20 protein-coding genes and 1 pseudogene are annotated in these 26,314 nt (G+C 64.8%); 12 read left to right on the top strand and 9 right to left on the bottom strand.

The genetic code is table 11. The features are described from left to right. Positions 1-278 precede the first annotated feature (278 nt). The 3 genes from ACMGDH_RS09135 to ACMGDH_RS09145 all read right to left on the bottom strand — a co-directional run bounded on the left by ACMGDH_RS09135 (position 279) and on the right by ACMGDH_RS09145 (position 4,747). Entirely contained in the window at positions 279-2,906 is a 2,628-nt protein-coding gene (locus tag ACMGDH_RS09135; protein ID WP_436827631.1) for a GAF domain-containing hybrid sensor histidine kinase/response regulator, read from the bottom strand. Continuing rightward, positions 2,884-4,386 (bottom strand): ATPase domain-containing protein, encoded by a 1,503-nt coding sequence (locus ACMGDH_RS09140; protein ID WP_436827632.1) that lies wholly within the window; start codon positions 4,384-4,386, stop codon positions 2,884-2,886. Before ACMGDH_RS09140 ends, ACMGDH_RS09135 begins: the two co-directional genes overlap by 23 nt. A gap of 148 nt (positions 4,387-4,534) precedes the next feature. Continuing rightward, positions 4,535-4,747 (bottom strand): hypothetical protein, encoded by a 213-nt coding sequence (locus ACMGDH_RS09145; RefSeq protein ID WP_436827633.1) that lies wholly within the window; start codon positions 4,745-4,747, stop codon positions 4,535-4,537. Positions 4,748-4,898: 151 nt separating this feature from the next. Between ACMGDH_RS09145 and ACMGDH_RS09150 the strand changes: the two genes are divergently transcribed. The 3 genes from ACMGDH_RS09150 (at position 4,899) to ACMGDH_RS09160 (ending at position 9,496) form a co-directional block, all read left to right on the top strand. Next, a complete protein-coding gene (locus ACMGDH_RS09150) occupies positions 4,899-5,621 on the top strand; it encodes a Crp/Fnr family transcriptional regulator (RefSeq protein ID WP_436827634.1) in 723 nt (240 codons plus the stop codon). A gap of 97 nt (positions 5,622-5,718) precedes the next feature. Then, positions 5,719-7,029, top strand: coding sequence for a serine hydrolase domain-containing protein (locus ACMGDH_RS09155; RefSeq protein WP_436827635.1), 1,311 nt, complete (start codon positions 5,719-5,721; stop codon positions 7,027-7,029). Positions 7,030-7,108: 79 nt separating this feature from the next. Then, positions 7,109-9,496, top strand: a complete 2,388-nt coding sequence (locus tag ACMGDH_RS09160) for a hypothetical protein (RefSeq protein WP_436827636.1) — start codon at positions 7,109-7,111, stop codon at positions 9,494-9,496. Between the two features lie 262 nt (positions 9,497-9,758). Here ACMGDH_RS09160 and ACMGDH_RS09165 read toward each other — a convergent pair whose 3' ends face one another. The 3 genes from ACMGDH_RS09165 to ACMGDH_RS09175 all read right to left on the bottom strand — a co-directional run bounded on the left by ACMGDH_RS09165 (position 9,759) and on the right by ACMGDH_RS09175 (position 12,189). Then, a complete protein-coding gene (locus ACMGDH_RS09165) occupies positions 9,759-9,935 on the bottom strand; it encodes a hypothetical protein (protein ID WP_436827637.1) in 177 nt (58 codons plus the stop codon). Between the two features lie 168 nt (positions 9,936-10,103). Further along, positions 10,104-11,114 (bottom strand): oxidoreductase, encoded by a 1,011-nt coding sequence (locus tag ACMGDH_RS09170; protein WP_436827638.1) that lies wholly within the window; start codon positions 11,112-11,114, stop codon positions 10,104-10,106. 94 nt (positions 11,115-11,208) lie between these two features. Then, positions 11,209-12,189 (bottom strand): AraC family transcriptional regulator, encoded by a 981-nt coding sequence (locus ACMGDH_RS09175; protein ID WP_436827639.1) that lies wholly within the window; start codon positions 12,187-12,189, stop codon positions 11,209-11,211. 495 nt (positions 12,190-12,684) lie between these two features. Here ACMGDH_RS09175 and ACMGDH_RS09180 point away from each other — a divergent pair, with 495 nt between their 5' ends. The 5 genes from ACMGDH_RS09180 to ACMGDH_RS09200 all read left to right on the top strand — a co-directional run bounded on the left by ACMGDH_RS09180 (position 12,685) and on the right by ACMGDH_RS09200 (position 17,686). After that, the gene (locus ACMGDH_RS09180; protein WP_436827640.1) at positions 12,685-13,479 is read left to right on the top strand and encodes a MipA/OmpV family protein; all 795 of its coding nucleotides are present in this window, start codon (positions 12,685-12,687) and stop codon (positions 13,477-13,479) included. Between the two features lie 154 nt (positions 13,480-13,633). Further along, entirely contained in the window at positions 13,634-14,110 is a 477-nt protein-coding gene (locus tag ACMGDH_RS09185; RefSeq protein WP_436827641.1) for a (2Fe-2S)-binding protein, read from the top strand. Continuing rightward, positions 14,107-14,805: an Isoquinoline 1-oxidoreductase subunit gene (locus ACMGDH_RS09190; protein ID WP_436827642.1), complete on the top strand. Its 699-nt coding sequence runs from the start codon at positions 14,107-14,109 to the stop codon at positions 14,803-14,805. Before ACMGDH_RS09185 ends, ACMGDH_RS09190 begins: the two co-directional genes overlap by 4 nt. 25 nt (positions 14,806-14,830) lie before the next feature. Further along, positions 14,831-17,041: a xanthine dehydrogenase family protein molybdopterin-binding subunit gene (locus ACMGDH_RS09195; RefSeq protein WP_436827643.1), complete on the top strand. Its 2,211-nt coding sequence runs from the start codon at positions 14,831-14,833 to the stop codon at positions 17,039-17,041. Between the two features lie 150 nt (positions 17,042-17,191). Then, positions 17,192-17,686: a DoxX family protein gene (locus ACMGDH_RS09200; protein WP_436827644.1), complete on the top strand. Its 495-nt coding sequence runs from the start codon at positions 17,192-17,194 to the stop codon at positions 17,684-17,686. A gap of 64 nt (positions 17,687-17,750) precedes the next feature. Here the strand turns inward: ACMGDH_RS09200 and ACMGDH_RS09205 are convergent, their stop codons facing one another. Continuing rightward, a complete protein-coding gene (locus ACMGDH_RS09205; RefSeq protein WP_436827645.1) occupies positions 17,751-18,725 on the bottom strand; it encodes an AraC family transcriptional regulator in 975 nt (324 codons plus the stop codon). 180 nt (positions 18,726-18,905) lie between these two features. Here ACMGDH_RS09205 and ACMGDH_RS09210 point away from each other — a divergent pair, with 180 nt between their 5' ends. The 4 genes from ACMGDH_RS09210 to ACMGDH_RS09225 all read left to right on the top strand — a co-directional run bounded on the left by ACMGDH_RS09210 (position 18,906) and on the right by ACMGDH_RS09225 (position 23,046). Beyond that, the gene (locus ACMGDH_RS09210; protein ID WP_436827646.1) at positions 18,906-19,559 is read left to right on the top strand and encodes a (2Fe-2S)-binding protein; all 654 of its coding nucleotides are present in this window, start codon (positions 18,906-18,908) and stop codon (positions 19,557-19,559) included. Next, positions 19,559-20,575: an FAD binding domain-containing protein gene (locus tag ACMGDH_RS09215; protein WP_436827647.1), complete on the top strand. Its 1,017-nt coding sequence runs from the start codon at positions 19,559-19,561 to the stop codon at positions 20,573-20,575. Before ACMGDH_RS09210 ends, ACMGDH_RS09215 begins: the two co-directional genes overlap by 1 nt. Continuing rightward, entirely contained in the window at positions 20,575-22,746 is a 2,172-nt protein-coding gene (locus ACMGDH_RS09220; protein ID WP_436827648.1) for a xanthine dehydrogenase family protein molybdopterin-binding subunit, read from the top strand. Before ACMGDH_RS09215 ends, ACMGDH_RS09220 begins: the two co-directional genes overlap by 1 nt. A gap of 174 nt (positions 22,747-22,920) precedes the next feature. After that, on the top strand, positions 22,921-23,046 hold the full coding sequence (locus ACMGDH_RS09225; protein ID WP_436827649.1) for a hypothetical protein: 126 nt from the start codon (positions 22,921-22,923) through the stop codon (positions 23,044-23,046). A gap of 101 nt (positions 23,047-23,147) precedes the next feature. On the opposite strand, the pseudogene ACMGDH_RS09230 reads toward ACMGDH_RS09225, so the two are convergent. Beyond that, positions 23,148-23,323: pseudogene (locus tag ACMGDH_RS09230) on the bottom strand (integrase); the annotation flags it as partial. A 155-nt stretch (positions 23,324-23,478) separates the two neighbouring features. After that, positions 23,479-26,220: a TonB-dependent receptor gene (locus ACMGDH_RS09235; RefSeq protein ID WP_436827650.1), complete on the bottom strand. Its 2,742-nt coding sequence runs from the start codon at positions 26,218-26,220 to the stop codon at positions 23,479-23,481. Between the last annotated feature and the right edge of the window lie 94 nt (positions 26,221-26,314).

The following is a 26,314-nucleotide window of genomic DNA, read 5'->3' on the forward strand; positions in this document are numbered from 1 at the left end:
TCATTCATGTAACGTACAGATTTGATCATAGACTCGGGCTAGTTATGCAATTCACCCGAGATTTTAATTGCCATTATCTACAGAGATTATTTATATATTATGGATTACCTATCTATTACGCCAAGATGATATGATATTCTTGATTTTTAAGATCATTGGACTTACCGCAGTTCCCTTAGCTGATCGTCATTCCGCGAAACGCGGCGATCGCCGGTATCGGCTCCAGCTCCGCCTCATGTAGCGGCGAAACTGGCCCACCTTGACGCTGTTGGGGTATTCTAGAGCGACGGACCATCTTCAGCCCTGAGCATACGCCGTACCAGCGCGCCCAGGGCATCCATCGAGTACGGCTTGCGCAGCAACTCGACGTCGCTCGCGTCCTCGTCGATCAGAACCTCGCTGTATCCGCTTGTCAGAACCACCGGGAGCGCAGGATGCGTCCGCGCCAGCGTCCGTGCCAGATCGAGGCCGCTCATGCCACCGGGCATGACGACGTCGCTCAGCACCAGATCGAAAGACTCTCCTGCTTTCTCGAGGATTTCGATCGCGCTTGCGGCATCCGGTGCGCGGACCGTCTCATAGCCCATATCGCTGAGCAGTTGCGCCGCGTGCTCGCCGACATTCTCATTGTCCTCGACCACCAGGATCCGGCCGCTTCCGTTTGCATCGATTGCCTCGACGACCGGCTCGGGCTGGGGATCGAGCTCGGCGTCCGACGCCCTAGGGAGATAGAGGGTGAACGTCGCCCCCTCGCCGGGCGCGCTTTCGACGCGCACATCGCCGCCGGACTGCTTGGCAAAGCCGTAAACCTGGCTGAGCCCCAGCCCAGTGCCCTTGCCCACCGCCTTGGTAGTGTAAAAGGGTTCGAAGATCCGCGCGATCTGGTCCCGCCCCATGCCGACGCCGCTGTCGGCGATGCTGACCGTGACGAAGGCGCCCGGCAACGCCGGGTCGGCGCGGGTTGCCGGAATTTCCCGGCATACGTCCACCGTCAACGTGATCGAGCCCTCGCCATTCATCGCGTCGCGCGCATTCACCGCCATGTTTACCAGCGCCGTCTCGAACTGAATGAGGTCCGCCTTCACGGGCGCGGGCGAGAGCCTGAAATCGGTCTTGAGTGTGATCCGCGAGCCGACGACGGTTCGCAGCATCTCCACGATACGGCTGACGTTGTCGGCCGCATCGAAAACCGTCTGGCGAAGCGGTTGGCGCCTGGAAAAGGCGAGCAGCTGGGCAGTGAGCTTCGCCGCCCGTTCCGCCGTTTCAGCGATCGCATTGATGTAGCGGGACCGGCGCTCCTCGCTCAGATCGGCGCGGCGCAGCGCATCCACGCCCGAAAGAATCACGGTGAGCAAATTGTTGAAGTCGTGCGCCACGCCACCGGTCAGCTGCCCGATCGCTTCCATCTTCTGCGACTGCCGCAGCGCATCCTCGACCCGCTCGCGCTCCGCCGCCTCTTCTTCCAGACGCGTCAAAGCGCGTTGCAGATCGTCGGTCCGCTCCGCCACACGCGCTTCGAGAGCGGCCTCCACTTCGCGTTGCTCGGTGATATCGGCATGCGTTCCGCACCAGCGGAAGATCTGCCCGGTCTCATCGCGGATCGGAACGATGCGGCACAGGAAATCGCGGAACACGGCGTCATGGCGCCGGAGCGGGAAGATCATCTGAAATCCCTCGCCGGTGCGCAGAGCATGCTGCCAGCGGGCGCGTACCTCGGGAAGCATCTGCGGATCGTGCGCAGATTCCCAACCGAAGTCTTCGTCTGCGCCGGCGCCGGTAAATTCATACCAGCGCAGATTGTACCAGAAGATGGTGCCGTCCGCGTAGGCCAGCCAGCACAGCGACGAGATGTTATCGGCGAGCGTGACGAACTCGTCGCGCTGGCGCTGCAGCTCGGCCTCGGCCCTGCGGCGTTCCTCGAGCTCGCGCTGCTCGGCAAGGAACAGGCGGACATTGTCGATCGACGTCGCTGCCTGGCCGGCCACGCCGACCATGATCCGTTCCGCAGCCTCGCCGAAGACATCGGGCTTGGAGTGCCCGAAGAACAACCCTCCCAGCACCTCGCCGTTGCGCGAGATCACCGGAACGGCGAGATAGCTGCACACCGGAAGATGCCCCTTCGGCATGCCCGCATAGGGCGCGTTCTGCCCGTAGCGCGGATCGCGGGTGATGTCGGGCGAACGCACCACGCCCTCACCGACAAAGGTGGGCCCGAACACCGCCGTGTTGCGGGGCATCGGGAAGTTTTCGAACTTGCTCCGCGGCACCCCAGCGAGCGTGTAGAGCGTGTAGGATTCGCCTGCCTGATCGACGACGTTGTAGAAGAACGCCCCGAACTCGGCGCCGGTCAGCGCGACGCCCGCATCGGTGATCGCCTGGACCACGCGTTCGAGATCGAGCTCGGCGCTCAGCCTCGCCCCGAGCGCGTTGAGGATGCCGAGCGTGCGCGTCTCTTCGGCAAGCGCGCGGCGCATGCGCAATTGCTCCGCGACCTGCTCCCCGGCTTCGAACTGCCGCAGTCGCGCCCGTCGCGCCGAGCTGACAGCCGAGATCAATGTCGTCTGATTGATCGGTCGCTCGAGCACCGTCACGTTGCCCAGCGAAGCGACGATCTGCGCGTCGATCATTCCGCCACGATGCGACAGGAGGACGAACGGGAAGTCCGACCAGCTCGGCTGAGCCTTCACCCAAGCCTCGATCGCCGGCACGTCGGTGTCCACCAGGCCTTCTTGCGCCACGACCGCACCAACAGCGGCGTCCAAGCCAAGCAGGAGCTCGTCGACACCGCTACACTGGCGGCTCGCAATCCCGGCGCCAGTGAGGAGCCGCTCGATGACGGCACCGTCCCGTCCGAACGGCGCCCAGATCAAAACCGCGGGCACATCAGGCACGCGCAGCGGGCTCATCCAAAAGGTTGGATTCCACGCCAGTGTAAGTCGGGACCCCAGTCAGCACGCCGTGAAACTCGGTCAACGCCCTGCCCACGGCCACTCCGCGCGAGCTGATCCGATACTCGCGGATGGTCTCCTCATGATGGCCGGTGCGCTTCTTCAAGACAGACAGTGCGCGCCTGAGCTTGCCGCCCGATTCAAAGAAGCGAAGCATGATGACCGAGTCGCTGAGATAGGTCAGATCGACCGGGCTCGCCATCTGCCCCACCATGCCGTGCTGGGCGAGCACGAGGATCGTCACCACCCCTCGCTGGTTCAGGTACGAGAGCATCTCGTGCATCTGCAGCATCATGAAATGCTCTTCGGGCATGGCGTTCAGATAGCCGCTGAGACTGTCGAGCACGACGACACGGGCGCCGTGTCCTTCGACCGCTTCGCGGACATTGGCGGTGAGCTCGCCCGGCGTCAGCTCGGCCGGATCGATCTGCCGCAGGTGCAGCAGTCCTTGGTCGAGGAACGGGCTCAGATCGAAGCCCATTCCCTGGGCGCGCCGAAGAAACACGCTTCGCACCTCGTCGAACACGAGCATGAGGACGGGCTCGCCCCGCTCCAGCGCGGCATAGACGAACTGCAGCGAAAGCGACGATTTGCCCGATCCCGACGGGCCGATGAGCAGCGTACTGGTGCCGCGGTCGAGGCCACCGCCGACGAGCGCATCAAGCTCCGGCACTCCGCTGCTCACGACGCCGGCGTCGAAATCCACGCGGTGATCGGCTGCGACCAGCCGCGGATGGACGCGCAGTCCGCCGCGTTCGATCGTGAAATCATGGTATCCGCCGCGAAACTTGACCGCGCGCATCTTGATGCAGCGCAAGCGCCTGCGCGCGGCGCCATAGAGCGCTGCGATCTGCTCGAGGCGAAGCACGCCATGGCTGATGCTGTGGAGATTGAGGTCGTCCTGCTCGGACGTGAGGTCGTCGAGCATCAGCACGGTGCAGCCCATCTTCAGGAAGAAGTGCTTGAGCGCGAGGACCTGACGCCGGTAGCGAAGCGATCCCTGCGACAGCAGCCGGATCTCCGAGAGGCTGTCGAACACCAGCCGCTTGGGCTTGACCCGCTCCACCTCGGCCATGACCATGCGGACGGTCTCTCCCAACTCCAGCTCGGAGGAATAGAGCACCGTCTGCTGCGAATTGGGGTCAAGCGAGAGCTCGGGCGGGACCATCTCGAAAATCTCGATGCCGTCGAACGTCCAGCCGTGGCTGGCGGCGACCGCGTAGAGCTCTGCCTTGGTTTCGGACAGCGTGACGTAGAGGCCCAGCTCCCCCTGCTTCGCCCCATCCATCAGGAACTGGAGCGCCATGCTGGTCTTGCCGGACCCCGGCTGCCCCTCCACCAGATGGACACGGTTCTCCGCATATCCGCCGCCAACGATCGGGTCGAGGCCGGGCACGCCCGTCGAAATCAGCGGGGTGGAACGATATTCGAAGACCATGGAGGCGTCCCTTGAAAGCAAGGGCAGCGCTATAGGCCGCAACGTCCGGTCGTTGTGTATGTTACCAGACAGAAGGCCGCGATCGGATCAAACAGCTTGAGAGATCGCGCAGCATTGCGTCGCTTCGCCTGCCGCCGCCGCGACGATGCTAACCAAGGTCGTTGGAGGCCGTGCGTCCGATATTCTGAATGGCGCTCCTGCGCGCCTGCTCGATCGCGAGATCCGCGGCTGCGACCAGCCGCCGGGCGGTCTCGGTGGCCGCTTCCGGCTGCAGCGCGATTGCAACGCGCGGCCCGGTCATGACCACCTCGCCATTGAGCACATCCACCTTGAGCGGGTGCTCCTCCGCGTTGAGAGTCATGCTCGGCATCTCCGGAAGTGCAGCGTGGGCGTCATCGCATAACAGCCCGTGAGCGGAGCCAGTTCCAAACCCTTCATTTCGATTCGGACAAAACGGCCGAGCTGATGTACCCGAACATGATCCGGACTCGCTCCGGGCGCGCGAGGACCAAATGACATTCAATCCCAAAAACGACATTCTCGCTCAGATCGAACCCGCGGTGGCCCTCAGGTTCGCGCGGCACATCGAGCGGGTGGAACTCAGCCGCGGCGAAGCCCTCCAGGAAACCGGAGCGCCAGTGCATTGGGTATGGTTTCCCGAGAACGCACTGATCTGCATGGCGTCTGAGAGTGTCGAAGGGGAAAGCGTCAGCGGCGGAATGGTCGGCCGTAACGGGGCATTCGGCGCTTTCGAGGCCTGTGGCAGCAGACTGAGCTACTGCCGCGCGCTGGTGCAGATCGGAGGCGAGGCGTGGCGCATCCGCGACTCGCATTATCGCGAGTTGTTCGATCAATCGTCGAACTTGCGCGTGGCGATCCACAAGCACATCGAAGCGCTGCTGGTCGAAGCGCGCCAGCTCGTCGCCTGCACTGCCATCCACAAGGTTGAAAACCGGATGTGCCGGGTCTTGCTCGATGCCTCGGCGCGCAGCCATCGCGGCAGCCATCTGTCGCTGACTCAGGAAGAGCTGGCCAACATCCTCGGAGTCCAGCGCTCGACGATCGCAGTCACCTCGTCGGCGCTCCAGCGCGCGGGCCTGATCCGCAGCCGTCGCGGCAGCATCGACATCCTCGACTTCGAGCGTCTCGAAGCCGCTGCTTGCTCGTGCCGCCGGACGATCGCATTCGCGCAGGAGGAGATACTCGAAACCCCCGACGAGGTGTGCGAAGGTTAGGGCCAAGCCGCGTCTCCGCAGCTTGCGGCCGCTTTCTGCGCCTGACCCACCGAAACAGAGTTGCCCAGATCAATCGGAGCGCGCGTAGAATATCGGCATGGGAGTGCACGTTTTCAGCAGGATGCGCCGGAAGCCACGGCTGACCGCTGTCCTGGGGTTCATCCTCGTGGCGGGCGCCACAGCGACGCTGGGCATCACCAGCTCGAAACCGGCTTCGCCCGATGAACATGCGATGCCCCTCGAGAAGGGTCAGCCGGCTGACCCCGCTTCCGATGGCGGACCGTCGCGCGTCGACTATCGGCGACTGGAAGAGCGGATCGCACGGCTCATGCAGGAGCCGGAGATGGTCGGCCTGGCAGTGGGGACAGTGGAGCGCGGCCAGATACGCTTTCTCCGGGGCTATGGTGAGACGCTTACCGGCTCGCACGAGCCGGTCACCCCCGATACCGTGTTCCGCTGGGCATCGCTGTCCAAGAGCGTCGCATCCGCCCTGATCACCGCTCTGGCAGCGGAGGGAAGGCTGTCGCTCGACACTCCGCTGGCGACGATGGGTACGACGCTCACGCTTCCCGGCGGCGTCGGGCGGGCCACGGTGGCCGATCTCCTCTCCCACCGCTTGGGTCTGGTTCGCAACGCCTGGGACGATCGGCTTGAAGCGGGCGAGGATCCGAAACTGCTCCGCGCCGCGCTCGGCACGCTGCCCGCCTATTGCCCGCCCGCGAGCTTCTACGCCTATCAGAACATTGCCTACGATGCCGCAACCGAGGTCGTCGAACGCGTAACAGGGCAGGGCTATGCACGCGTTGCCCAGGCGAGGCTGTTCGCACCCCTGGGCATGACCAGCGCGAGCGTGGGGCGCGCGGGACTGGAGGGCTCGGCGAGCTGGGCGCGGCCGCACCATCACGGCAAGACGCCGACGACCGTGGACGACAGCTATTATCGGGTGCCTGCAGCGGGCGGCGTCAACTCGTCGATCCGCGACCTTGTTCTTTGGATGCGGGCGCAGCTGGGCGAAGCGCCCCAGGTGCTGTCGGCCCAGGCGCTCGAGGTGATGCACCGCCCCAGGGTGTCGACCCCGCCGCGCGGGAGGCGCGGATCGATGGATCTGGCGCTGACGAACGCCGCTTACGGCTTGGGCTGGCGCAGCTTCACCTATACCGGTCACGCGCTGGTCGGGCATCGCGGATCGGTGAACGGCTATGGCTCGCTGATCCTGTTCGTTCCGGCGGACAAGAGCGGCATCGTGATGCTTTGGAACAGCAACCAGTATAAGGCCGCGCGACTGCAACTCGAGTTCTTCGACATGCTCTACGGCTTGCCGGCGAAGGACTGGCTGGAACTACAGACGCCACCCGTCGCCCGGGATACGGCTGCTGCTGAAGCCGGCGGGCGGGAAAAGACGCGATGACCCGTGGCCGGGGTCGGACCGGGCGTCGCATGCAGCGCTATGACTTGAACCCAGGCTCCCGCCGCGCTTTTAGGAACAGATGATCTCTGCCACCTTCATGCCGCACCTGCTGCGGAGCGCAGCGGGCGCGGCGTTGCTCGTTGCCAGCCTGACCTCCGCGCCAGCCCATGCCGCCGATCCTGCTCCGTTCGACCTGCCCGGACCGGGATTGCGCGTGACGGTGACGCGCGACGGCGTCACCCTGCCGATCGCGCAGGTTCCCGATCTCGCCGCCGGCGACAGGCTGGTCATCCATGCCGAACTGCCCGAGGACCAGCGTGTGCGGTTCCTTCTGGTCTCGGCGTTCCTCAGCGGCGCGACCAATCCACCGCCCAAGAAATGGATCGCCACTGCAGAGACGTGGAAGCGCAAGGACAAGGACCGCGCGCTCACCCTCACCGTGCCGGAGGGCGCGAGGCAGCTCGTCGTCTTCCTGGTGCCCGAAACAGGTGGCGCGACCGACAGCATCGCCGACGCCGTACGCGCCAGGCCCGGCGAGTTCGTGCGCTCGATCCAGGCAATCAACCAGGTCTCGCTCGACCGCGCGCGCCTCGATGCCTTCATCGCAGCAATTCGCGCTCAGCAGAACAGCGATCCCGAGCATCTGAAGAGCGTCGCTCCCACGCTGGCGCGGAGCCTTTCGATAAAGTTGAATGCCGCGTGCCTCGCGAAGGTCGTCGAGCTCCAGGCCGCCTGCCTCCTCGAAAACCGCGAATCGCTGGTCCTCGCCGACATGCACAGCAACTCGGTTGCGACGACGCTCGCGGGCGCCTCGACCGATCTTGCCCTTCAGCTCAGCTACACGCGCGAGGCGGGCTTTGGCTATTACAGCCAGTATATCGCCGTGGCCCGCGACATCGCCCGGTTGTTCGGCGCGTTCAGCAATCCGCAGTTTCGCTACCTGCCGGCGTTGAGCCTGCGCGAGGGCGAGCATGTCTCGCTCCTTCTCAACACCCCACCGTCTTTCGCCAAGCCGCGTTCGGTGCTCGTGGCCTCGATGCCGGCAATCGGATCGGACAGCCGGCCACGGCTGCGCGCCAGCAACGCCGCCCACCTATGCGGGGCCGATCCGGGGCTGACGCTTCCCGTCGAAGGCGCGCCGCTGATCTACGCGACCGAATATGCGCGCAGCATGGTGCTGCGGCTCAACGGCGTGGACGTACCGCTGGAGGCTCGTCCCGACCGTGGCGGCTATGTGCTGCGTACGCCGCTCGACCTGAAAGGCTTTCGAGGCAGCGTCGACGGCCGTTTGCACGGCATGTGGGGATATCACGCCTTCGAAGGACCCGGCTTCCGGCTCCAGTTCCCCGGAACAGAGGCATGGAAGGCGGGAAGCGATGGAACCAGCCTGGTGATCGGGCGAGAGAACAAGCTGGTCCTCACCGGCCCGGCACCTGCCTGCGTGTCGCGCGTCACCATGCGGGTGGGTGATGCCGCGCCCCAGCAGGTGGCGTTCACGACCGAAGGCGACAACGGCCTGGCGCTGACGCTGCCGTTGAACAATGCACAGCCGGGCGACGTGGCGATCGAAATCCACCAGGCCGGTCGGGCCGCGCCGGCCACCCTCTCCCTTCGCGCCTATCGACAGGCGAGCAGCGTGAGCGAACTCGCGTTCCATTCCGGCGATAGCTGGGGTCAACTCACCGGTCAGCGGCTCGACCAAGTAGCGAGCGTCCAGCTCGGGGACCTCAGGCTTCGGCCCGATGGCCTTGTCCGCGACGGGGCCGTCGACCGGCTGCGGCTCACAGGCGAAGGAGAAGGCCCGCAGCGCGGCGACGCGATGGCGCGAGTGACACTGGTCGACGGCCGCACGCTCACCCTTCCGATGACGGTGCGCCCGCCCCGCGTCCGCGTCGAGCTGCTCGACAAGAGTGTGATCGCGACCGAGGCGGCGATGCGCCAACGCCTGCTGACGCCGGAGGAGACGATGCTCCCCGACACCGCCCGCCTGATATTCTCGATCCGCGCTTCGAACGCCACCCTGTCGCCTCAGGACGCAATCGAGATCGCCGGACCTGTCGGGCAGCCGCTGCGGCTTGCCGTCGGTCCGAACCTCCAGCTTCAGGGCCAGGACGTGCTGGTCGCCACGGTGGACCCGACGGTGTTCGGTCCCTCCGCGTTCGGCCCGCTGCGCTTCCGGCTCGCACGCGAAGGCGAGGCCAGCGACTGGCAGCTCCTCACCACGCGCGTGCGGCTCCCGAAGATCACGGGCGTGGAGTGCAGCACGGCCGACGGCTGCGTGCTGACTGGCGAGTCACTGTTCCTGATCGAAAGCGTCGCGGCCACACCGGCGTTCGACAAGCCGGTGCCGGTACCGCAAGGCTATACCGACCGCTCGCTCAGGATTCCCGCTCCACAGGATGACAAGCTCTACTTCAAGCTGCGCGATGCCCCGGGACGGATCGTGGCGCTGCAGACGGCGGACTGACCCTCTCTTGCCCCATCGTGTGAGTGAGATTCGAGGAAACAGAACGAGCGGGTCTTTAGATCGTCACCGGCGCAACCATTTAGGCATGCCGAACACATATTTGTCCGTGGATTTTTTACGTCGGGCAGGCGATTCAACTCCTCTTCGGGAGCGTGATGCGTTTATGCGAATACTGCTCGGCTAGTATGCCGATGCGGCTATGGCTGCGCACTTCGGCCGCAATAACTCACCACTACCCTGAGCCCGCATCTAGTGACAGCTTTCAGGGTTTCGCCGAGCGCCGGCGGCGGATCTCCGAAGTGCGCGGTGTGACCGGTTTTGCCCTCAAAATCAGCTGGTCGGCATAGGGCGCCAGATGTTTCACCGACATATGCGCATAGCGGCGCACCATCGACTCCGATTTCCAGCCGCCTAGCTCCCGCAGCACCCATGCGAGCACGTTGTTCTGCCGTAGCCAGCCAGTTCTTAGATCTCCCGTCATCCGCGAGGGCATTGACAGGAAGGCGCTGTCGCGATCGAAGAAATCGCAAGGGACGCAAGCATTGAGGCTTTGGTTACGTCGAGCATATGTATTTCCTTGAGCCTGTGGGGACCGAGGCTTGGCATGTCAGAGCGAATGCGCGCCGTGCCGGACAGGCGGGGTCGATCCCTCCCCGTCCAGCGCGAACTGCGCGCCGGTCAGCGCCTTGGACTCCTCCCAAAGGCGCGCGGCGACGCCCCAGTCGAGCGCCTGTGGGGGTATCTTCGCTACCGTTGGATACCCGCGCAGGCCGCCCAACCCGTCAGGACCGTAATAGCGCCCCGGCTCAGCCTCGGGCGAAGTTGCCGCGTACAGCGTCGGCAGCGCGCCGCGGGCAGCAGGCTGGAAAAGGAACGGCAGATAGGAGCGGAGTCGCCCGGGCATGCTGCTCGGACCGGCGCCATTGTGGATGAGGTCGGTACGGGAGACGCCCGGATGCGCCGCGATGCTCGCCACGCCCCAGCCATTTGCCTCGCTTCGCCTTTGCAGCTCGAAGGCGAACATCAGGTTCGCGAGCTTGGACTGCGCATAGGCAGCCATCGGCACGTAGCTCTTCTCGGCGTTGAGATCGTCGAAATCGATGACCCCGCGCGGCGCCGCGATGCTGGATACAGATACCACGCGCGCGGCCTCGCTCCGGTGCAGCAGTGGCAGGAGCCGTGCCGTCAGAGCGAAGTGGCCGAGGTGATTGGTTCCGAGCTGCAGCTCGAAGCCGTCGACGGTGACCCGCCGATCCGGCGGCACCATCACCGCGGCGTTGTTGATGAGGAGGTCGAGGCGGTCGAGCTGGCGTGTCAGGCGCTCGGCACAAGCGGCCACCGATGCGAGATCGGCCAGATCGAGCAGCTCGAACCGCACCTGTGCGGCAGGCACCTGCAAACGGATTTTCTCGATCGCCTCGGCGCCCTTGCGCGGGTTACGGCCGGCAATGATGGTTTCGCAGCCTGCGCGGGCGAGCGCGAGGGCATCCTCAAAGCCCAGCCCGCCAGTACCCGTCACGACGGCGACACGACCGTTCTGCGGGGGAATATCGGACGCTGTCCAACGTGTCATGAAGTTCGCCTTTGCCGAAGAAGTTGTCCTTGCATTCTTCGACAAAGGTACGTCTGCGACGGCCAGGCTCCATGCCCGAACCGGGAAGTTACTTGCCCAATCCTCCTATCCGCAACAGGCCTGCTGCTGCGCCGCCTGATTATCGCGGTGTTGCCTGGGCAAGAAGCGCCTTGAAGTTCGTAACGTCGCGTTTGGGCGCCACGCCGAACGAACGTGTATACTCACGGCTGAACTGCGACGCGCTCTCGTATCCGACCTGATAAGCGGCTTCGGAAACATTGGCTGCATCCGAGAGCATCAGCCGTCGCGCCTCGAGAAGTCGCAGCTGCTTTTGATATTGCACCGGCGTCATAGACGTCATCGTCTTGAAATGGTGATGGAAGGAGGACGGGCTCATCCGCGCGATCTCGGCCAATTGCTCGACCCGGAGCGGCTCGTTGAAATGATCCCGCACGAAGTTGATGGCGCTGGCGACGCGCTCGGCATGCGTTTCGGGCAGCGCCAGCTTGGCGATCTCGGGCCCATAGGGGCCAGTCAACAGCCAATAGTAGAGTTCGCGCATGATCGCCGGAAACAGGACGGGGATGGCCTCGACGTTCTGCATCAGACGAACCAGGCGGGTCAGGCACTCCGTCAGCGGCTCATCCACCTTGCCCACGAACACACACGAACTCGAAGCAGTGCTCGGCACTGGTGGCGACGCAAGCTGCTGCATGACGTCGCGCAGGATGGCCGTGTCGAACTCGATCGTCATGCCGAGATAAGGCGAGCTTGGCGTTGCCCCGACCATGCGGCCGATCGCCGGGATCTCGACGCTGACGATCAGGCATTCCATTTCGGTGTAGTTGAGCGTCGTTCCCCCGAAGAGGATCTCCTTTGCGCCCTTGAAGACGACGCACAGCGAGGGCCGATACATGTTCGGGACCGGCATGATCGTCTGGAACGAGCGCACGAGATTGACGCCCGGCATGCCGGTGTCGAACCGGCCTTGCCCCCCGCCCCGCGCTTCGACGAGGTCCATGACCGCCGACATCAAGGCCGGCGGCGTCTGCACGCGAGGTCCATCGACTCCGCCTGCAGGAAAAGGCAAGATTTCTGCGGTATTCGGCATTCTGGTCATGGACCGATCCTTCTAGCTTGAGCGTGCCAGATCAAGCCAAGGTACGCGAATTATGCCGCACATGCCCCAGACGTCAAGAGGTGAAATCAGCTCGTTTGCTAGTAGTTCTCAGCAATCGGCGAGCAATATCCCAGCAACATGGCGGCTGATCTTCATTTATCCGCGCTTCTTCTTGCTATCTCCTTTCTTTGACGTCGCGAGCACTCGCTTTTTTGCATCGTAATCATCGCACGAATCACGAGAGCAAATCGCAACTGAATTGGGATGCAAATGCACCCGTCACCGGTTTGCTATCCTATGCGCTGGACAGCACCGTCAATGGGCCGACCGCGCTCGGAAAAGGCTGAATTCCTAGGGCTGGCGAGGCGCCAGCCCAACGCCTCCCCGATCAGCAAGGCGCCGACGCAGCCCCGCGGCGTCCTGGTCACCGTGGACGACTGCGCCCCCAACAGCCGTCCACGGTGGCCCCCACTCGTATCAGAAGGACAAATGACGATGCGCCTGTTGCTTCGTATGACCATTGCCTGTGGCGCATTCCTGCCCGGTTTCGCAGTCGCGCAGGAAGTGCCCGCCGACGATGGCTCTCCCCGCGGCCAGATTGGATTGGGCGCCGGCGTAGCGGCCGAATATGACGGGTCCGACAATCTCCGCGCCATACCCTTCCTGGTCGGCGACATTCGGTACCGCGGAGTGACCCTCGAACTTCGAGGTCTTCGCGGTCGCATCGACTTGGCGTCGGATCCGCGTCTTTCGATCGGGCCGGTGATTGGTGCCCGGCTGCACCGGCAGGACGTCGACGGACCCGTGGGCGCCTTGCCGGACATCGACGTCGCCGTCGAGGCGGGTGGCTTCGTCGGGTACCGGTTCGGCGGCGACCAGCTTGGCCAGGGTTCGGTGGTGACGGAACTCTCGCTCGTTCACGATGTCTCGCGAACGTATGATGGGCTCCTCGCGACGGCGAGTGCCAGCTACGCCGCGGTACGCAAGGCGGACACGTTCCTGTCGTTCGATGTGCAGACGACCTGGGCGAATGCCGACTATATGCGTACCTATTTCGGGATCGCGCCGGCTGATGCGATTCGAAGCGGCCTGCCCGCATATCGGCCCGGATCGGGATTTCGCGATGTCGGTGCAGGTCTCAGCGCCGGCTATTCTTTCACACGACACTGGGGCGTGATTGGGCGGCTCGGCGCCAATTACCTCGTCGGAGGCGCAGCCGACAGCCCGATCACCGATCAAGGCAGCCGTTGGCAGCCGCTGGGCGGCCTGACCCTCTCCTATCACTTCTAAACGCCCATGGAGAACACCACTTCCAACCGGAGAGGCGTGACCAGCACAGACGCGGACCTGCAGGATCGGGCAAGTCTTCTGAAGGATCCGGCGTTCCCGTTCCGGCCGGCTCCGCCATACTGTCTTGGTCATTCTCCTTTGAATAGAGTTTGCGATGGCCTTCAATCTGCATGTGAATGGACGGACGCACCAGGTCGACGATGACGGCCAGACGCCGTTGCTTTGGGTGCTTCGCGACACGCTCGGACTGACGGGCACGAAATATGGCTGCGGCATCGCCCAATGCGGGGCCTGTACGGTGCATATCGATGAGCAGCCGATGCGATCCTGCTCGCTGCCGCTCGAGATCGCCGCAGCGTCCAGGATCATTACCATCGAGGCAGTTGCGGGACCTGAGGCGGAAGCGGTGCGCACCGCCTGGCTGGCGCGGGACGTGCCGCAGTGCGGTTTCTGCCAGTCGGGGCAGATCATGAGCGCCGTCGCACTGCTGCGCGCCAAACCGAACCCGACGGACGAGGACATCGATATCGCGATGAGCGGCAACATCTGCCGCTGTGCCACCTACAATCGCATTCGTGCCGCGATCCACGACGCCGCCGCGTCCCCCGCGGGAAAGACTAAAGCCGCATGAGCTGGTGGCGGCGATCCCGCGCCGACGAGCCGCGGCGGCGCCGCTTCCGGCTTGGCTGCCTGCCACTCGCCGCGCTTGTCGTGGCGGCACTGCTGCTCGCCCTGGCGATCGCGTTCCGACCGCGCACTCTGCCGGAGCCGCAATCCATACAGGCGGCACCGAAGCGGACGGAACTGACCCATCTGCGGCCGGTGGCATCGTTTTCCACGATCCCGGATCTGCAAGCGCGCTCGGTTGCGTTGTTCCAAGAGGCGGGCCGGGTGATTCAGCATCCGCGCTGCATGAACTGCCATCCCCGCACCGATCGGCCCACCCAGACCGATGCCATGCGGCCGCACCTCCCCTCGGTGTCGCGCGGCCCCGACGATGCCGGCGAGGTCACGCTGCGCTGCTCGACGTGCCACCGCGACAAGAACTTCGAAGCCTCCGGCGTGCCCGGGAGTCCCAAGTGGAAGCTCGCGCCGACCGAGATGGCCTGGCAGGGCAAGACGCTCGGCGAGATCTGCCGCCAGATACTCGACCCCAACCGCTCGCACATGACCCGCGAACAGCTACTTCATCACATGGCGCAGGACGAGCTGGTGAGTTGGGCATGGCATCCCGGCGGCAAGCGCACTCCCGCCCCGGGCACCCAGGCAGAGTTCGGCGCCATCATCGCAGCCTGGCTCAAAACGGGTGCGCAATGCCCAGCCTGAGCCCCCCGCCACACAGGAGCGTCGCATGACCGAGCAATCGCCGCCCAAGGCGCGTCTTCAGATGACGCGCCGTCGCATGATCCTGGGGAGTTCGCTGGTCGGAGGCGCGCTCGTCGTCGGCTATGCGGCGACGCACCCGATGGAGCTTGGCGGCGTACTTCTGAGCGGCGGCGGGACAGATCCCGAGCCGAGCGCTTTCGGCTCCTTCATCCGCATCACACCCGACGGCTGGGTCACGATCGTGAACAAGCAGCAGGAACTGGGCCAGGGCATCCATGCCGGCATCGCCGCACTGATCGCCGAAGAGCTCGATGCCGACTGGGACCGGGTGCGCGTGATCGATGCGCGCAGCAACTTCCGCGCCTATGGCATGCAGATAACCGCCGGTTCCCGGTCACTGTCTTCAAACTGGGACGAGATGCGCACGGCGGGCGCGGCGGCGCGCGCGATGTTCGTTGAGGCGGCAGCACTGCGCTGGCAGGTGCCGCCGCGGTTGATCGAGGTGCGTGACGGCATCGTCTCGCACCCCGCCTCGAATCGTACCGCGCCTTTTGCCGATCTGCTGGCCGATGCCGCGCGCCGAACACCGCCGCAGTCGCCGATGCTCAAGCAGGCGAAGGACTATCGGCTGATCGGCACCGATCGCGTACGGCGCAAGGACGTGCTGCCCAAGATCACCGGCGCCCAGGTCTATACGCAGGACGTCCGACGCCCCGGACTCCTCGTCGCGATGGTTGCGCACAGCCCGCGCTTTGGCGGGCGGCTCGCGCGGTTCGACATATCCGACGCGCGAAAAGTCAAAGGTGTTGTCGACGCCTTCGCAATTGAGACCGGGGTTGCAGTGATCGCCGAGAACAGCTTCCCGGCGAAGCGAGGGCGCGACGCGCTGCGTATCGAATGGGACGACAGCAAGGCGGAGACGCGGTCGACCCCGGAGATCGTCCGCCACTATCACGAGATCGCGGCAGGGCGCACCGATCTCGAGCCCGCCGACTTCGCAATGAAGGGCGAGGATGCAGCTATGCCCTTCACAGGTGCGATAGCCGAGTTCGCGTTCGACTTTCCCTATCTCGCACACGTGCCGATGGAGACGCTCGATTGCGTGGCCCAGGTAGAGGGCTGGAATGTGTCGATCACCTCGGGTGCGCATCTGCCCACCGTCGACCAGGTCTATGCCGCCGGGATCGCGAGAACCATTCCGGGTAAGGTCGATCTCGAGGTGGTGCCGGCGGGCGGCTCGTTCGGACGGCGCGGCGGGCCAACCTCGGACTATGTCGTCGAAGCGGTGCGGATCGCCAGGCGGACGAGCGGGCGCCCGATCAAACTGATCTGGACGCGCGAGGACGAGATGGCGGGCGGCTATTACCGGCCGATGTCGCATCATCGTGCCTCGGTGCAGCTGGGCGCCGACGGACTTCCCGCGCGCTGGCGCTTCCGCAGCGTTTGTCAGGCGCTCGTGCCCTTCGGTGGCAATCCGCAGGCGGTCGAGGGTATCGCCAATTCGCCCTATCTGGCGAGCGCATCGAGCGTAGACGGCAAGCTCTTCAGCCCCAGCTTTCCGGTCCCGGTCTCGTTCTGGCGCTCGGTCGGCCATTCGTACACCGCGATGGTGATGGAGCACATCATCGACCAGCTCGCCCGGCGAGCGGGGCGCGACCCTGCGGAATACCGCCGTGCGCTCTATCGAAAGGCCGGGGCGACGCGGCAAATCGCGGTGCTCGACGCGCTGTGCCGGAAGGCCGGCTGGGGCACCCCGCTGGAACCGGGCTGGGCACGAGGGCTTGCCGTCCATGAAACCTTCGGGACCGTCATTGGTCAGGTTGCGGAGGTGCGCCTCGACCAGGGTCGCCCGACGGTTCGGCGCGTGATCGCCGTCGTCGATTGCGGTATCGCCGTGTCGCCGGACCAGATTGCGGCGCAGATGGAGGGCGGGATCGGCTTCGGCCTGTCTGCGGCGCTTTACGGGGTGATGACGCTCGACAAAGGCGTCGTTCAGGAAACCAACTTCGACACGCATCCCGTTCTCCGAATGAACGAGATGCCGGCCGTCGAGACACACGTTATCCGATCCGCCAGCCGCCCCAGCGGCATGGGAGAGCCTGGCGTGCCACCGATCGCGCCCGCCGTCGCCAATGCGCTCCTCACCTTGACCGGCAGGGCGACACGATCGCTGCCGTTCCTACCGGCAGGCGATATAAGCAAAGCTGGCCAATCGTCGACAGGTCCAGCCACTTGACGCGTTTTGCACCAAGCCTTCCAGCAACCACGCTCGATGACTGCGTCCCGGCAGATCGTCGTCCCGGAGGCGGGCGTCACCTGTGCAAAGGCGACGCGGTGAACCCATCGGCGCTTCTGCCGGCTGCACATTGGCGAAAGGGTTCGTAGCATGCCCACCTCTCGGTCCAGAACTAAAGACGGCTCGCTGAGCCGCCTCATCTTTCCGGGCCTCGCCCCCTTATATCGCGCTGGCGAGCAAGCCGCCTACGCGCTGCTTCGGCTCGCTTTCGGGCTAACCATGGTAACGCACGGAATTCCGAAGCTCACCGGCACTCCGCACGGTTCGATGGCCGATCCGCTGCAAGGTTCGACCAGCCTGATCGCCAACGTGCTGGGGCTGCCCTTTGCCCCCGAGCTCGCCTGGTGCGTAACTATTTTGGAGGCCTTCGGCGGGATTGCGCTCGCTCTTGGGTTCGCAACCCGCTTCGTCGCCCCGATGTTCGCGATCCAGGCAGCCGCGATCTGCATCGCGCTCGCACCGACCTATCCATGGATAGATCGCGGCATCGAATATCCCTTGATCCTCGGCTTCGTTGCGCTGTTCATTGCCATGCGCGGGGGCGGCTGCATGTCGATCGACGCGCGGCTTGGGCGTGAGTTGTGATGGCCTGGGTGGGCAAGTCGTCTCCGAACAGTACCCGGCACCGCGACCGGGATGACCCCCTGGTTCAGGTTGTCCTTTCAGCGTCGGCACCTACTCGCCCGGCTCGCCTGACGGCGGCTGGCGATTCGCCGGCCCACAGCTTGAATGCCCGCCCGAACGCCGCTCCCGAGCGATAGCCAGCGAGCTTCGCGATCTCCTTGAGCGACAAACGGGCTTCACCGAGGTGTCCGGCCGCCACGAACATGCGCCAGTCGCGGAGATATTCGATCGGACCCCGGCCGACGAGCAGGCTGAAGCGCTCGGCAAATTGCGAGCGGGACGCTCCGACTTCGGCCGCGAGCACGCCGACCGTCCAGGGGCGCGCCGGCTCCGCGTGCATGAGCGACAGCGCGCGACCGACCACGGGGTCACTGAGCCCTTGCAGCCACCCTGCATCCTCGCGCCCGCTGCAGGCGAGGCGTTCGCGCACCGCTTCGATGAACAAATAGTCGGCAAGCCGCGCAGCCACCAGGCGAGCGCCGGGCGCGCCCGCCTCGATCTCGTGATCGATCGTCTTCGCTATGGCCTTGATCGTGTCCCGTGTGCGGTCGGTCGTACCACGCAGGATCAACAGGTCTGGAAGCGCCGAGAGCAGCGGATTTCGCCGGCGGTCGGTGAACTCGAATATGCCGGACAACAATCGCGTGACCGCCGGGCCCGCCGGCCCAAAACGGAGGATGTGGGGCTTGATGTGGATGCCCGGCCGCCAGTTCGGCAAGCCCATGTCGGAGGCGAGCCGATGGAAGGGCGCAGCTTCAGCGTCCGGCGCCGAGAGAAGCAGGTGAGCCTCACCGCGCGGCAGGATGGCCATCTCGCCAGCGCTCAGTCGCACGAGGTCGCCCTCGTCGTGACCGACCCACGCTTCCCCCTCGAGTACGAAGTGAAATGGGGCGCCACCGAGGCAGTCCTTCGCGAAGCCCCAGCCCTCGGTGAGCTCCATGCGGGAGAATACCGAGCTACGCAGCTTCAGACCCTCGAGCACCTGATCGATCGCGTCCAAGTCAGCCTCATTCAACACATCGCCCGCCGGGCGCATCTTCAAAGGCGCCACCCTAGCGGAGGCGCTTGCCGCGTCGATGTTAAGACTACTGTCGCCGGACGATCGCGACAAACTTCCGGACGACGCGACATATCCCGTCCAGCAGCCTGAATAGCTATGTCATACGCAGGAGGATGATCCATGAATCAGGCCGACGACGACACATCTCCTCATGCTCATTTGCATCTCGATGCACTCACCGTAAGTCGCCGTGACGCTCTGCAGGGGGGTGTCGTACTTGCGCTTGCACCGCTTGCTCCCGCGCCGGCGGCGGCGCAGGACAGCGGCCAGCCAGGCGGAGCGCCCGCGTTGCCCGTCGTCCATCGCCTTCGGCTCAGCACCACCGTGAACGCCAAGCCCTTCGAAGCGGAAATTGATGCCCGTTCATCGCTGCTTGATCTGCTGCGCGAGCGGCTGGGTCTCACCGGCACGAAAAAAGGCTGCGACCATGGCCAGTGCGGCGCCTGCACCGTGCATGTCGACGGCCGGCGCGTCGCTTCCTGCCTGACGCTCGCGGCAAAGGTGCAGGACCGCGAAGTGCTTACCATCGAAGGCTTGTCCGACGGCGAGCAACTGCACCCGATGCAGCAGGCATTCATCGATCATGATGCGCTCCAGTGCGGCTATTGCACGCCCGGCCAGATCATGGCTGCCGTCGCACTGGTGCAGGAGGGTAACGCGACCTCGAAGGAGCGGATCCGCGAATATATGAGCGGAAATATCTGCCGCTGCGGCGCATATGTCGGCATCGTTGGCGCAATCGAGGACGCCGCCCGCAAGATGCGGAGGTCCTGATGCAGCCGTTCAGCTATGCAAGCCCACGGACTGTCGAGGAAGCGATCGCCGCCTTCGGGCGTGTCGGCCCTGGCGCGAGCTATATCGCGGGCGGAACTTCGCTTTACGACATGATGAAGCTCGACATTGCTCGCCCGCGCCACCTTATCGACGTAACCCGGATCGAGGGGCTCGACCGGATCGAGACCGGCGGCGAGGTGCTGCGTTTCGGCGCGCTCACACCGATGAGTGTGGTTGCAGCGGACCGAACCGTCTCGCGTGACTATCCCGTGCTCACGGAATCGCTCTGGAAGGCAGCGTCGCAGCAATTGCGTAACATGGCCACGGTGGGCGGCAATCTGCTCCAGCGCACGCGATGCATCTACTTCAGGAATGGAACCGGCAACCCCTCCGCCGTCGGCGTCTATCCCTGCAACAAGCGCGATCCGGGCAGCGGCTGTGCGGCGATCGATGGGCTCGACCGCGGCCAGGCGGTGCTGGGTCAGAGCCAGGCGTGCACCGCGGTCAGCCCGGGCGACTGGCCCGTCGCGCTAACGGCGCTTGATGCGTCGGTCGAACTCTTTGGTTCGGCTGGAGCGCGAACGGTTCCGGTTGCCGAGCTCTACCGGCCTCCGGGCGATACGCCGCATCTGGAATTCACACTTCAGCCGGACGAGATCATCACCGCAATCCTGGTGCACAAGACTCCCGCCGGGCGCCGCTCGACCTATCACAAGATCCGCGATCGCGAGAGCTACGCCTTCGCGCTCGCGTCCGCGGCGGTAGCACTCGACATGGACGGCGAGCGAGTTCGACGGGCGCATGTCGCGCTGGGCGGCGTCGCCACCCGTCCCTGGCGCGCTGCCGAAGCAGAGCGGTTGCTCGCCGGCCAGCAGCTGACACGCGAAACCGCGCTCGCTGCCGGGCGCGCCGCATTCAGCGGCGCGCGCCGGGGCCGGCACAATGGTTTCAAGCTCGAGCTCGGCGCGCGCACCGTCGCCGATGCACTAATGATTGCCGCGGAAAGGACCGCCTGATGCCCGCCGCTCCCTTTGAAGATCGCGCCCGCTTCGACGCGCGCGACAAGGTCATCGGACGCACCGTCTATAGCGCAGACGTCCAATTGCCGAACATGCTCTATGCAATGGCGGTGCCGGCGACGATCGCCAGGGGCCGGATCGTCGAGGTCTCGACCGACGACGCGCTGCAGGTGCCGGGCGTCGTCCGGGTGTTGACGGCGGCCGATTTCGGCAAGCCGGCGCCACCGCCGCCCGGCGCGCAGGGCTTGGGTGCGGCGCCCGCCACACCGACGATCGTGCCCGAGATCGCCTATCGCGGCGCACCGATCGCGCTGGTGGTCGCCGAATCGATCGAGGCCGCAATCGAGGGCGCCGAGGCGATCCGCGCCCGATACGCGGCCGCGCCGTCCTTCTCCCCGACGATCACCAGCACCGGTGCGGTGCACCAGCCGGTCGAGCCGACCGAAGCCGGCAATGCCAAAGCCGCGATGCAGCGCGCTACGACTATCGTCGAGGTCGAGTATGACTGCCCGGCGCAGCATCACAATGCGATCGAACTGCTTTCGACCGTCGCGGTCTGGTCCGGCGGGCGGCTGACCATCTACGAAGCGGCACAGGGCGCACAGGTGGTGAAGGCGAACGTCGCCAAGGCACTCGCGATCGATCCCGCCGCCATCGACGTGAAGTCGATCTATATCGGCGGTGGCTTTGGCCAGAAAGGCACCCCGCAGCGACAGGCTCCACTGGTCGCGCGAGCAGCGATGTTGCTCGGGCGGCCGGTCAAGCTGGTGATGCCACGCGGACAGGTGTTCCACAATGCGTCGTTCCGCCCGCGCAGCCGCCACAAGATCAGGATCGGCGCCGACGCGGGCGGCAAGATGATCGCGGTGGAATATGACGCCGACCACCAGCAATCCCGCTTCGGCCATTTTCCGCCCGAATATCATGAGTCCCAGCCGCAGATGTACGGCATCGCCGACTATCACGGAACCGCGGCGAATGTGCGGATCGACACCCAGAACCCGGGTTATATGCGTGCGCCGTTCCCGCATCCCGCGTCCTTCGCATTCGAAGGTGCAGTGGACGAACTGGCATACAAGCTGGGCGAGGATCCCGTCGCTTTCCGCCTGGCACATGACGCGACCGTGGACCCGATCAACGGCAACCCGCTATCGTCGCGGTTCCTTAATGAGTGCATCGCGGAAGGCGCGCGACGCTTCGGCTGGAGCCGAAGGAGCCCCGAGCCGGGTTCGATGGTGCTGCCCGACGGAACGCTGGTGGGCCTTGGTGTCGGCTGCGGCGCCTATCCGGCGATCACTAGCGCCAATATGGCGAAGCTGAGGGTCGCGGCGGATGGCACCACGCGCTTCTCGGTATCCGCGCATGAAATGGGCCAGGGTATTCGCACGGTGATTGCCGCCGCGCTGCTGCGTGCGCTCGACATCGATCCGGACAAGATCGACCTGCGGATCGGCGATACCGCGGCAATTCCGCAGCACCTCACCGCTGGCTCTTGGGGCACCGCCAGCGTGCTTCCCGCAGTCGACGCCGCGGCGGCGAAGCTGAAGGCCGCCTTTGCCGAACTGCTCGCCGGGCGGCAGATCCGCGGCAACCTGCATCGCCAGCTCGCGGCTGTTCGGCGGCCGTATATCGAGGTCGAGGTGGCGACTCTCGCTCCCGGCCAAGACTCGAAGGTGCTGGAGGGACTGCGTGGCTATGGCTACGCGCTGGCCGGACCCGAATATCCGAAATTCACCACTTTCAGCTATATCGCCCATTTCGCGGAAGTTCATGTCGAGCCGCGGACCCGGCGGGTGAGAGTACCGCGGGTGGTCAGCGTGGTCGACTGCGGCCGTGTGATCTCCCCGCGCACCGCGGAAAGCCAGGTTCGCGGCGGCGTGATATGGGGCATCGGATCGGCACTGCGCGAGGAAACGGAAGTCGACCCGAGATACGGTGGCTGGCTAAACAATGACCTCGCCGATTACGTCGTCCCGGTGAACGCAGATGTCGGCGAGATCGAGGTCGCCTTCATCGATCGGCCCGATCCGCTCCTCAACGCAACAGGGGCCAAAGGCTTGGGTGAGGTGGCCCTGGCTGGGGCGTCCGGCGCGATCGCGAATGCCATCTTTCATGCCACTGGGAAGCGTATCCGCCGCATGCCCGTCCGTATCGAGCATCTGCTGTAGAACTCGTCCTGGGAGCACCTGCAACGCGCAGCCATGAACAGGCGACAGGCCTCGGTTCGAAAGGCTCGGGCGGTCGGCCCGGCGCCCGTCAGGAGATCGTTTTTGAGACCCGCACCCGGGCAAGCTCCCGCCCTCCGGCGGTCAGAGAGTCGGAATCATTTGAGCGAGGACCACATGACGCTCGCCGCTGCGCGTCGTCCCGGCGTCGCCCTGCCGGGGAGCCGTACGCCGCAGGCGTTGGCGCTTTCGGTGCTTGCCGAGATCGCCATCGAGTATGAGCGCCTTCATTCCATCGGCTGACTGAACTCGTGCACGATCGAAACTCGCGCCGCTATCCCTCTGGGCGTGCCCACCCCTGTCGCTGGTCGCAGAACAAAGTTCAGCATCAAACGGGGGCTACCCTCCAGCCAGGCAAGCAGGCTTGCTCTGACGTCAGCCGTCAACTCCAATTGGGCAGGGGCGCCCGGTCTTCTGTTGAATAACGATCGCCCTGGTCCTGATATCGGCTCCGGAAACAAGCTCGCCGATCTTGATCTTCATCAGATTTGCAGCCTCGCAACTTGCTGTCGATTGCAATCGTGGGCATCCTCACGCCTCAAACGTAAGCGAGTTCGTTGGCGCTCGGCTGCCGGCCGCGTGACTCCTCGCATCGCAACCAAAAGACGGGCGGAGTCGTCCTGACCGGAGCTCGGGGGCGTTGCCCCGGGCTCCGGTGCAGCTCCAAGATAAGGATCAGAAGCGCGTGCGGACGCTCACCGCATAGATGCTGTCGTCCGTCCGCGTGTCTCGCCAGAGGTACTCGTTGTTGATGTAGCTCTGATAGCGCGAACGCAGGATGTTGCTGCCCTCGGCGGTGACGGTGATGTTCGGGGTCACGTCGTAACCGATGCTGAAGTCGAGCCGGCCGTTCGGGCGAACATAGTTGAGCCACACGGGTGTCCCGACCGGGCGAACGTCGCCAGCGCCGGTCCGATCTTCATCGAAGTAGCTCGATCGGTGCGTGTAGACGACGCGCGCCGAGATGCCCGAACGATCGTAGAGCAGGCCGGCGTTGAAGTTATACTTGGAGACGCCCTGGAGGCTGTAGCCCGCCAGCGGATCGTCGCCGCCCACTTCGGAATCGGCGAGTGTGAAGTTGCCGAAGGCGCCAAAACCGGCGAGCGCGCCGGGAAGGAAGGAGAAGAAGGTCTGCGCGCTAACCTCAATGCCCTTCAGCTTGGCGCTACCGACGTTGCGCGGACGCGAGATGTTGTAGACGATCCCGTCGATCGTTTCCGCAGTCACGCCGTTGATCACGCGATCGGTGATCTCGCGGTAATAGCCGGCAACGGCGAAATAGCCGTCCTTCCAGTAATATTCCATCGTTGCATCGAAGCTGTCGGACTTCTGGGGACGGAGATCCGGATTGCCGCCCGAACCGCTGTTGCGGATATTCGGGTTGGTGGAGACGAGATAGTTCAGGCCCGGGTTGAGCGATCCGAACGAGGGACGGGATAGCGTGCGGGCATAGGTCGCGCGGAACTGCAGGCCGCCGCCGAGCTGCAGGCGGGCGCTGGCATTGGGAAGCCAATCCGAATCGCTCTTGGACGCCGTGGTGGTGACCGGGTTGCCGCTGACCACGCCGGTGCCCGTGATGTCGCGATCGGTGCGCGTGTAGCGAACGCCGACGCGGCCATCGAGCACAACCGGGCCGTCGCCGAACGGGACTTCGTAGCCGCCCTGGATATAGCCTGCGTAGCTCTTCTCGGCGACGTCGAAGCGACGCGTGGGATCGAACGGCGGCCGGCCGTCCGGAGCGCCGAACAGCGCGCGGATCGCCGACTGGCCTTCACCCGAGAGGAGATAGTCGCGCGACGGCAGGATGAACGGCGCCCCCAGGTTGATCTGCGGAATGCCGGGCGCGAATTCGGTCGGCAGGCTGCCGATCGAGGTGGCGAACGAGCCGCCTGGAGGCGCGATGCCAAGCTGCACTTGCTCGAAGAGCGCGGTCCGGTTCGCGAAACGGCCGCCGACTTCGATGGTCTTCAGGAATCCGCCAACCTCGTAGGTTGCATCGCCCTTGACCGCGAACAGGCCACCGCTGGAACGGACATAATCCTGGAAGAGCCCGTTGACATAGGTGAAGCCGTTAACGTTCGCCATCGGATTGCCGGGAGCGGTGATCGCGGGCGTGTTGTCGGCATTGGACAGCGCCAGCGTCGCCTGGGGCACGCGCTTGCCGATATCTACGATGAAGTTCTCATTGTTGACGATCGAGCGTTCGTAGCTGACGTCGACATTGGCCTTGAAGCGATCCCGGTCGAAACGGAACCCTCCTGCGGCAAGCCAGGTGTCGGTGCGATTGTTATGCGCCTGCGTCGACGTGAACGACTCGAGATTGTTGAACGTAGCTGAAGTGAAGTCGCACAGGTTCTGCTGTGTGATCAGCGCCGGGTCCGTGGCTGCGTTGGGATTGAACCCGTCGGGTCCGACGTTCGCAGTGAAGCAATTATCGCCGACGGTCACGCCGGTGATGCTCGACGCCGTGCCCAGGCGGTATTCGTAGAATCCGGTGGTGAATTTGCTGCGATAAGCCGAATAGAGCCCATCGACATAGATCTCGAGGCTCGGCGTCGCCTGCCACTGGATTGAGCCGTTCGCCTGCGGCCGCTGGTAGCGTCCGAACTCATTGAGGCCGCCGGTCGAGATCGGCAGCAGGAGGCCGGCCGCGCCTGGCGCCGCAGCATTGCCGGAGCGACGCTCCGCTACATAGTTATACGGCCGGTTGAACGGCATGTCGTACCACGACACGTTGATCAGCGCGCCGATCTCACCGATCCCGGTGTCCCACCGATCCGTGGCCAGGAAGCTCGCTTGAGGGCCCAGCTTTTCGACGTTCGACGGATAGTTCAGCTTCCCGCTGAGCGCGATCGTGGGCTTGGTGTAGTTGAAAGGCTTGTTGAGGCGCAGATCGATCGTACCTGCTACGCCACCTTCGATCAGATTGGCCGTGTTGGACTTGTAGACGTCGACGCGCGCGATCGCTTCCGCCGGAAGATCCTGAAACGCGAAGCCGCGCCCTTCAGCGGTGAAGATCTCGCGCCCGTCGAGGGTCGTCAGAATGTCGGACAGACCCCGGACCAAGGGGTTCACGATCTCGTTGTTACCGCCGACGGTGACCTGCACGCCGGGTACGCGCTGGAGCGCGGCGGCGGTGGTCGGGTCAGGAAACTTGCCGATGTCCTGCGCGACGATGGAATCGACGACCTGTGGCGCGTCCCGCTTGATTTCAGCGGCACGGGCAAGGCTGGCGCGTATCCCGGTGACGATGATTTCTTCGGACTCTTCAGGGACTGTTTCAGGTTGAGCCGTTTCAGCTTCCGCGGCCGGCTGGGCCTGGCCATCAGTCGGCATCGATGCATTCTGGACGGTCTGCGCGAAGGCCGGAGCGGGAACCGCAAGGACGGCCGCCGAAAGCAAGAGCGAACTACGCATGGTATACTCCCCATAATGACGACTCTCCTAACTTTGGAAGGTCGATCGGTTGTGGAGCTGCTGCTACTCTCAGCGCCGAAAGTGATCAATCATA

The sequence above is a fragment of the Sphingomonas radicis genome, from assembly GCF_051400635.1.
In the GTDB taxonomy this organism is placed as follows: Bacteria; Pseudomonadota; Alphaproteobacteria; order Sphingomonadales; family Sphingomonadaceae; genus Sphingomonas.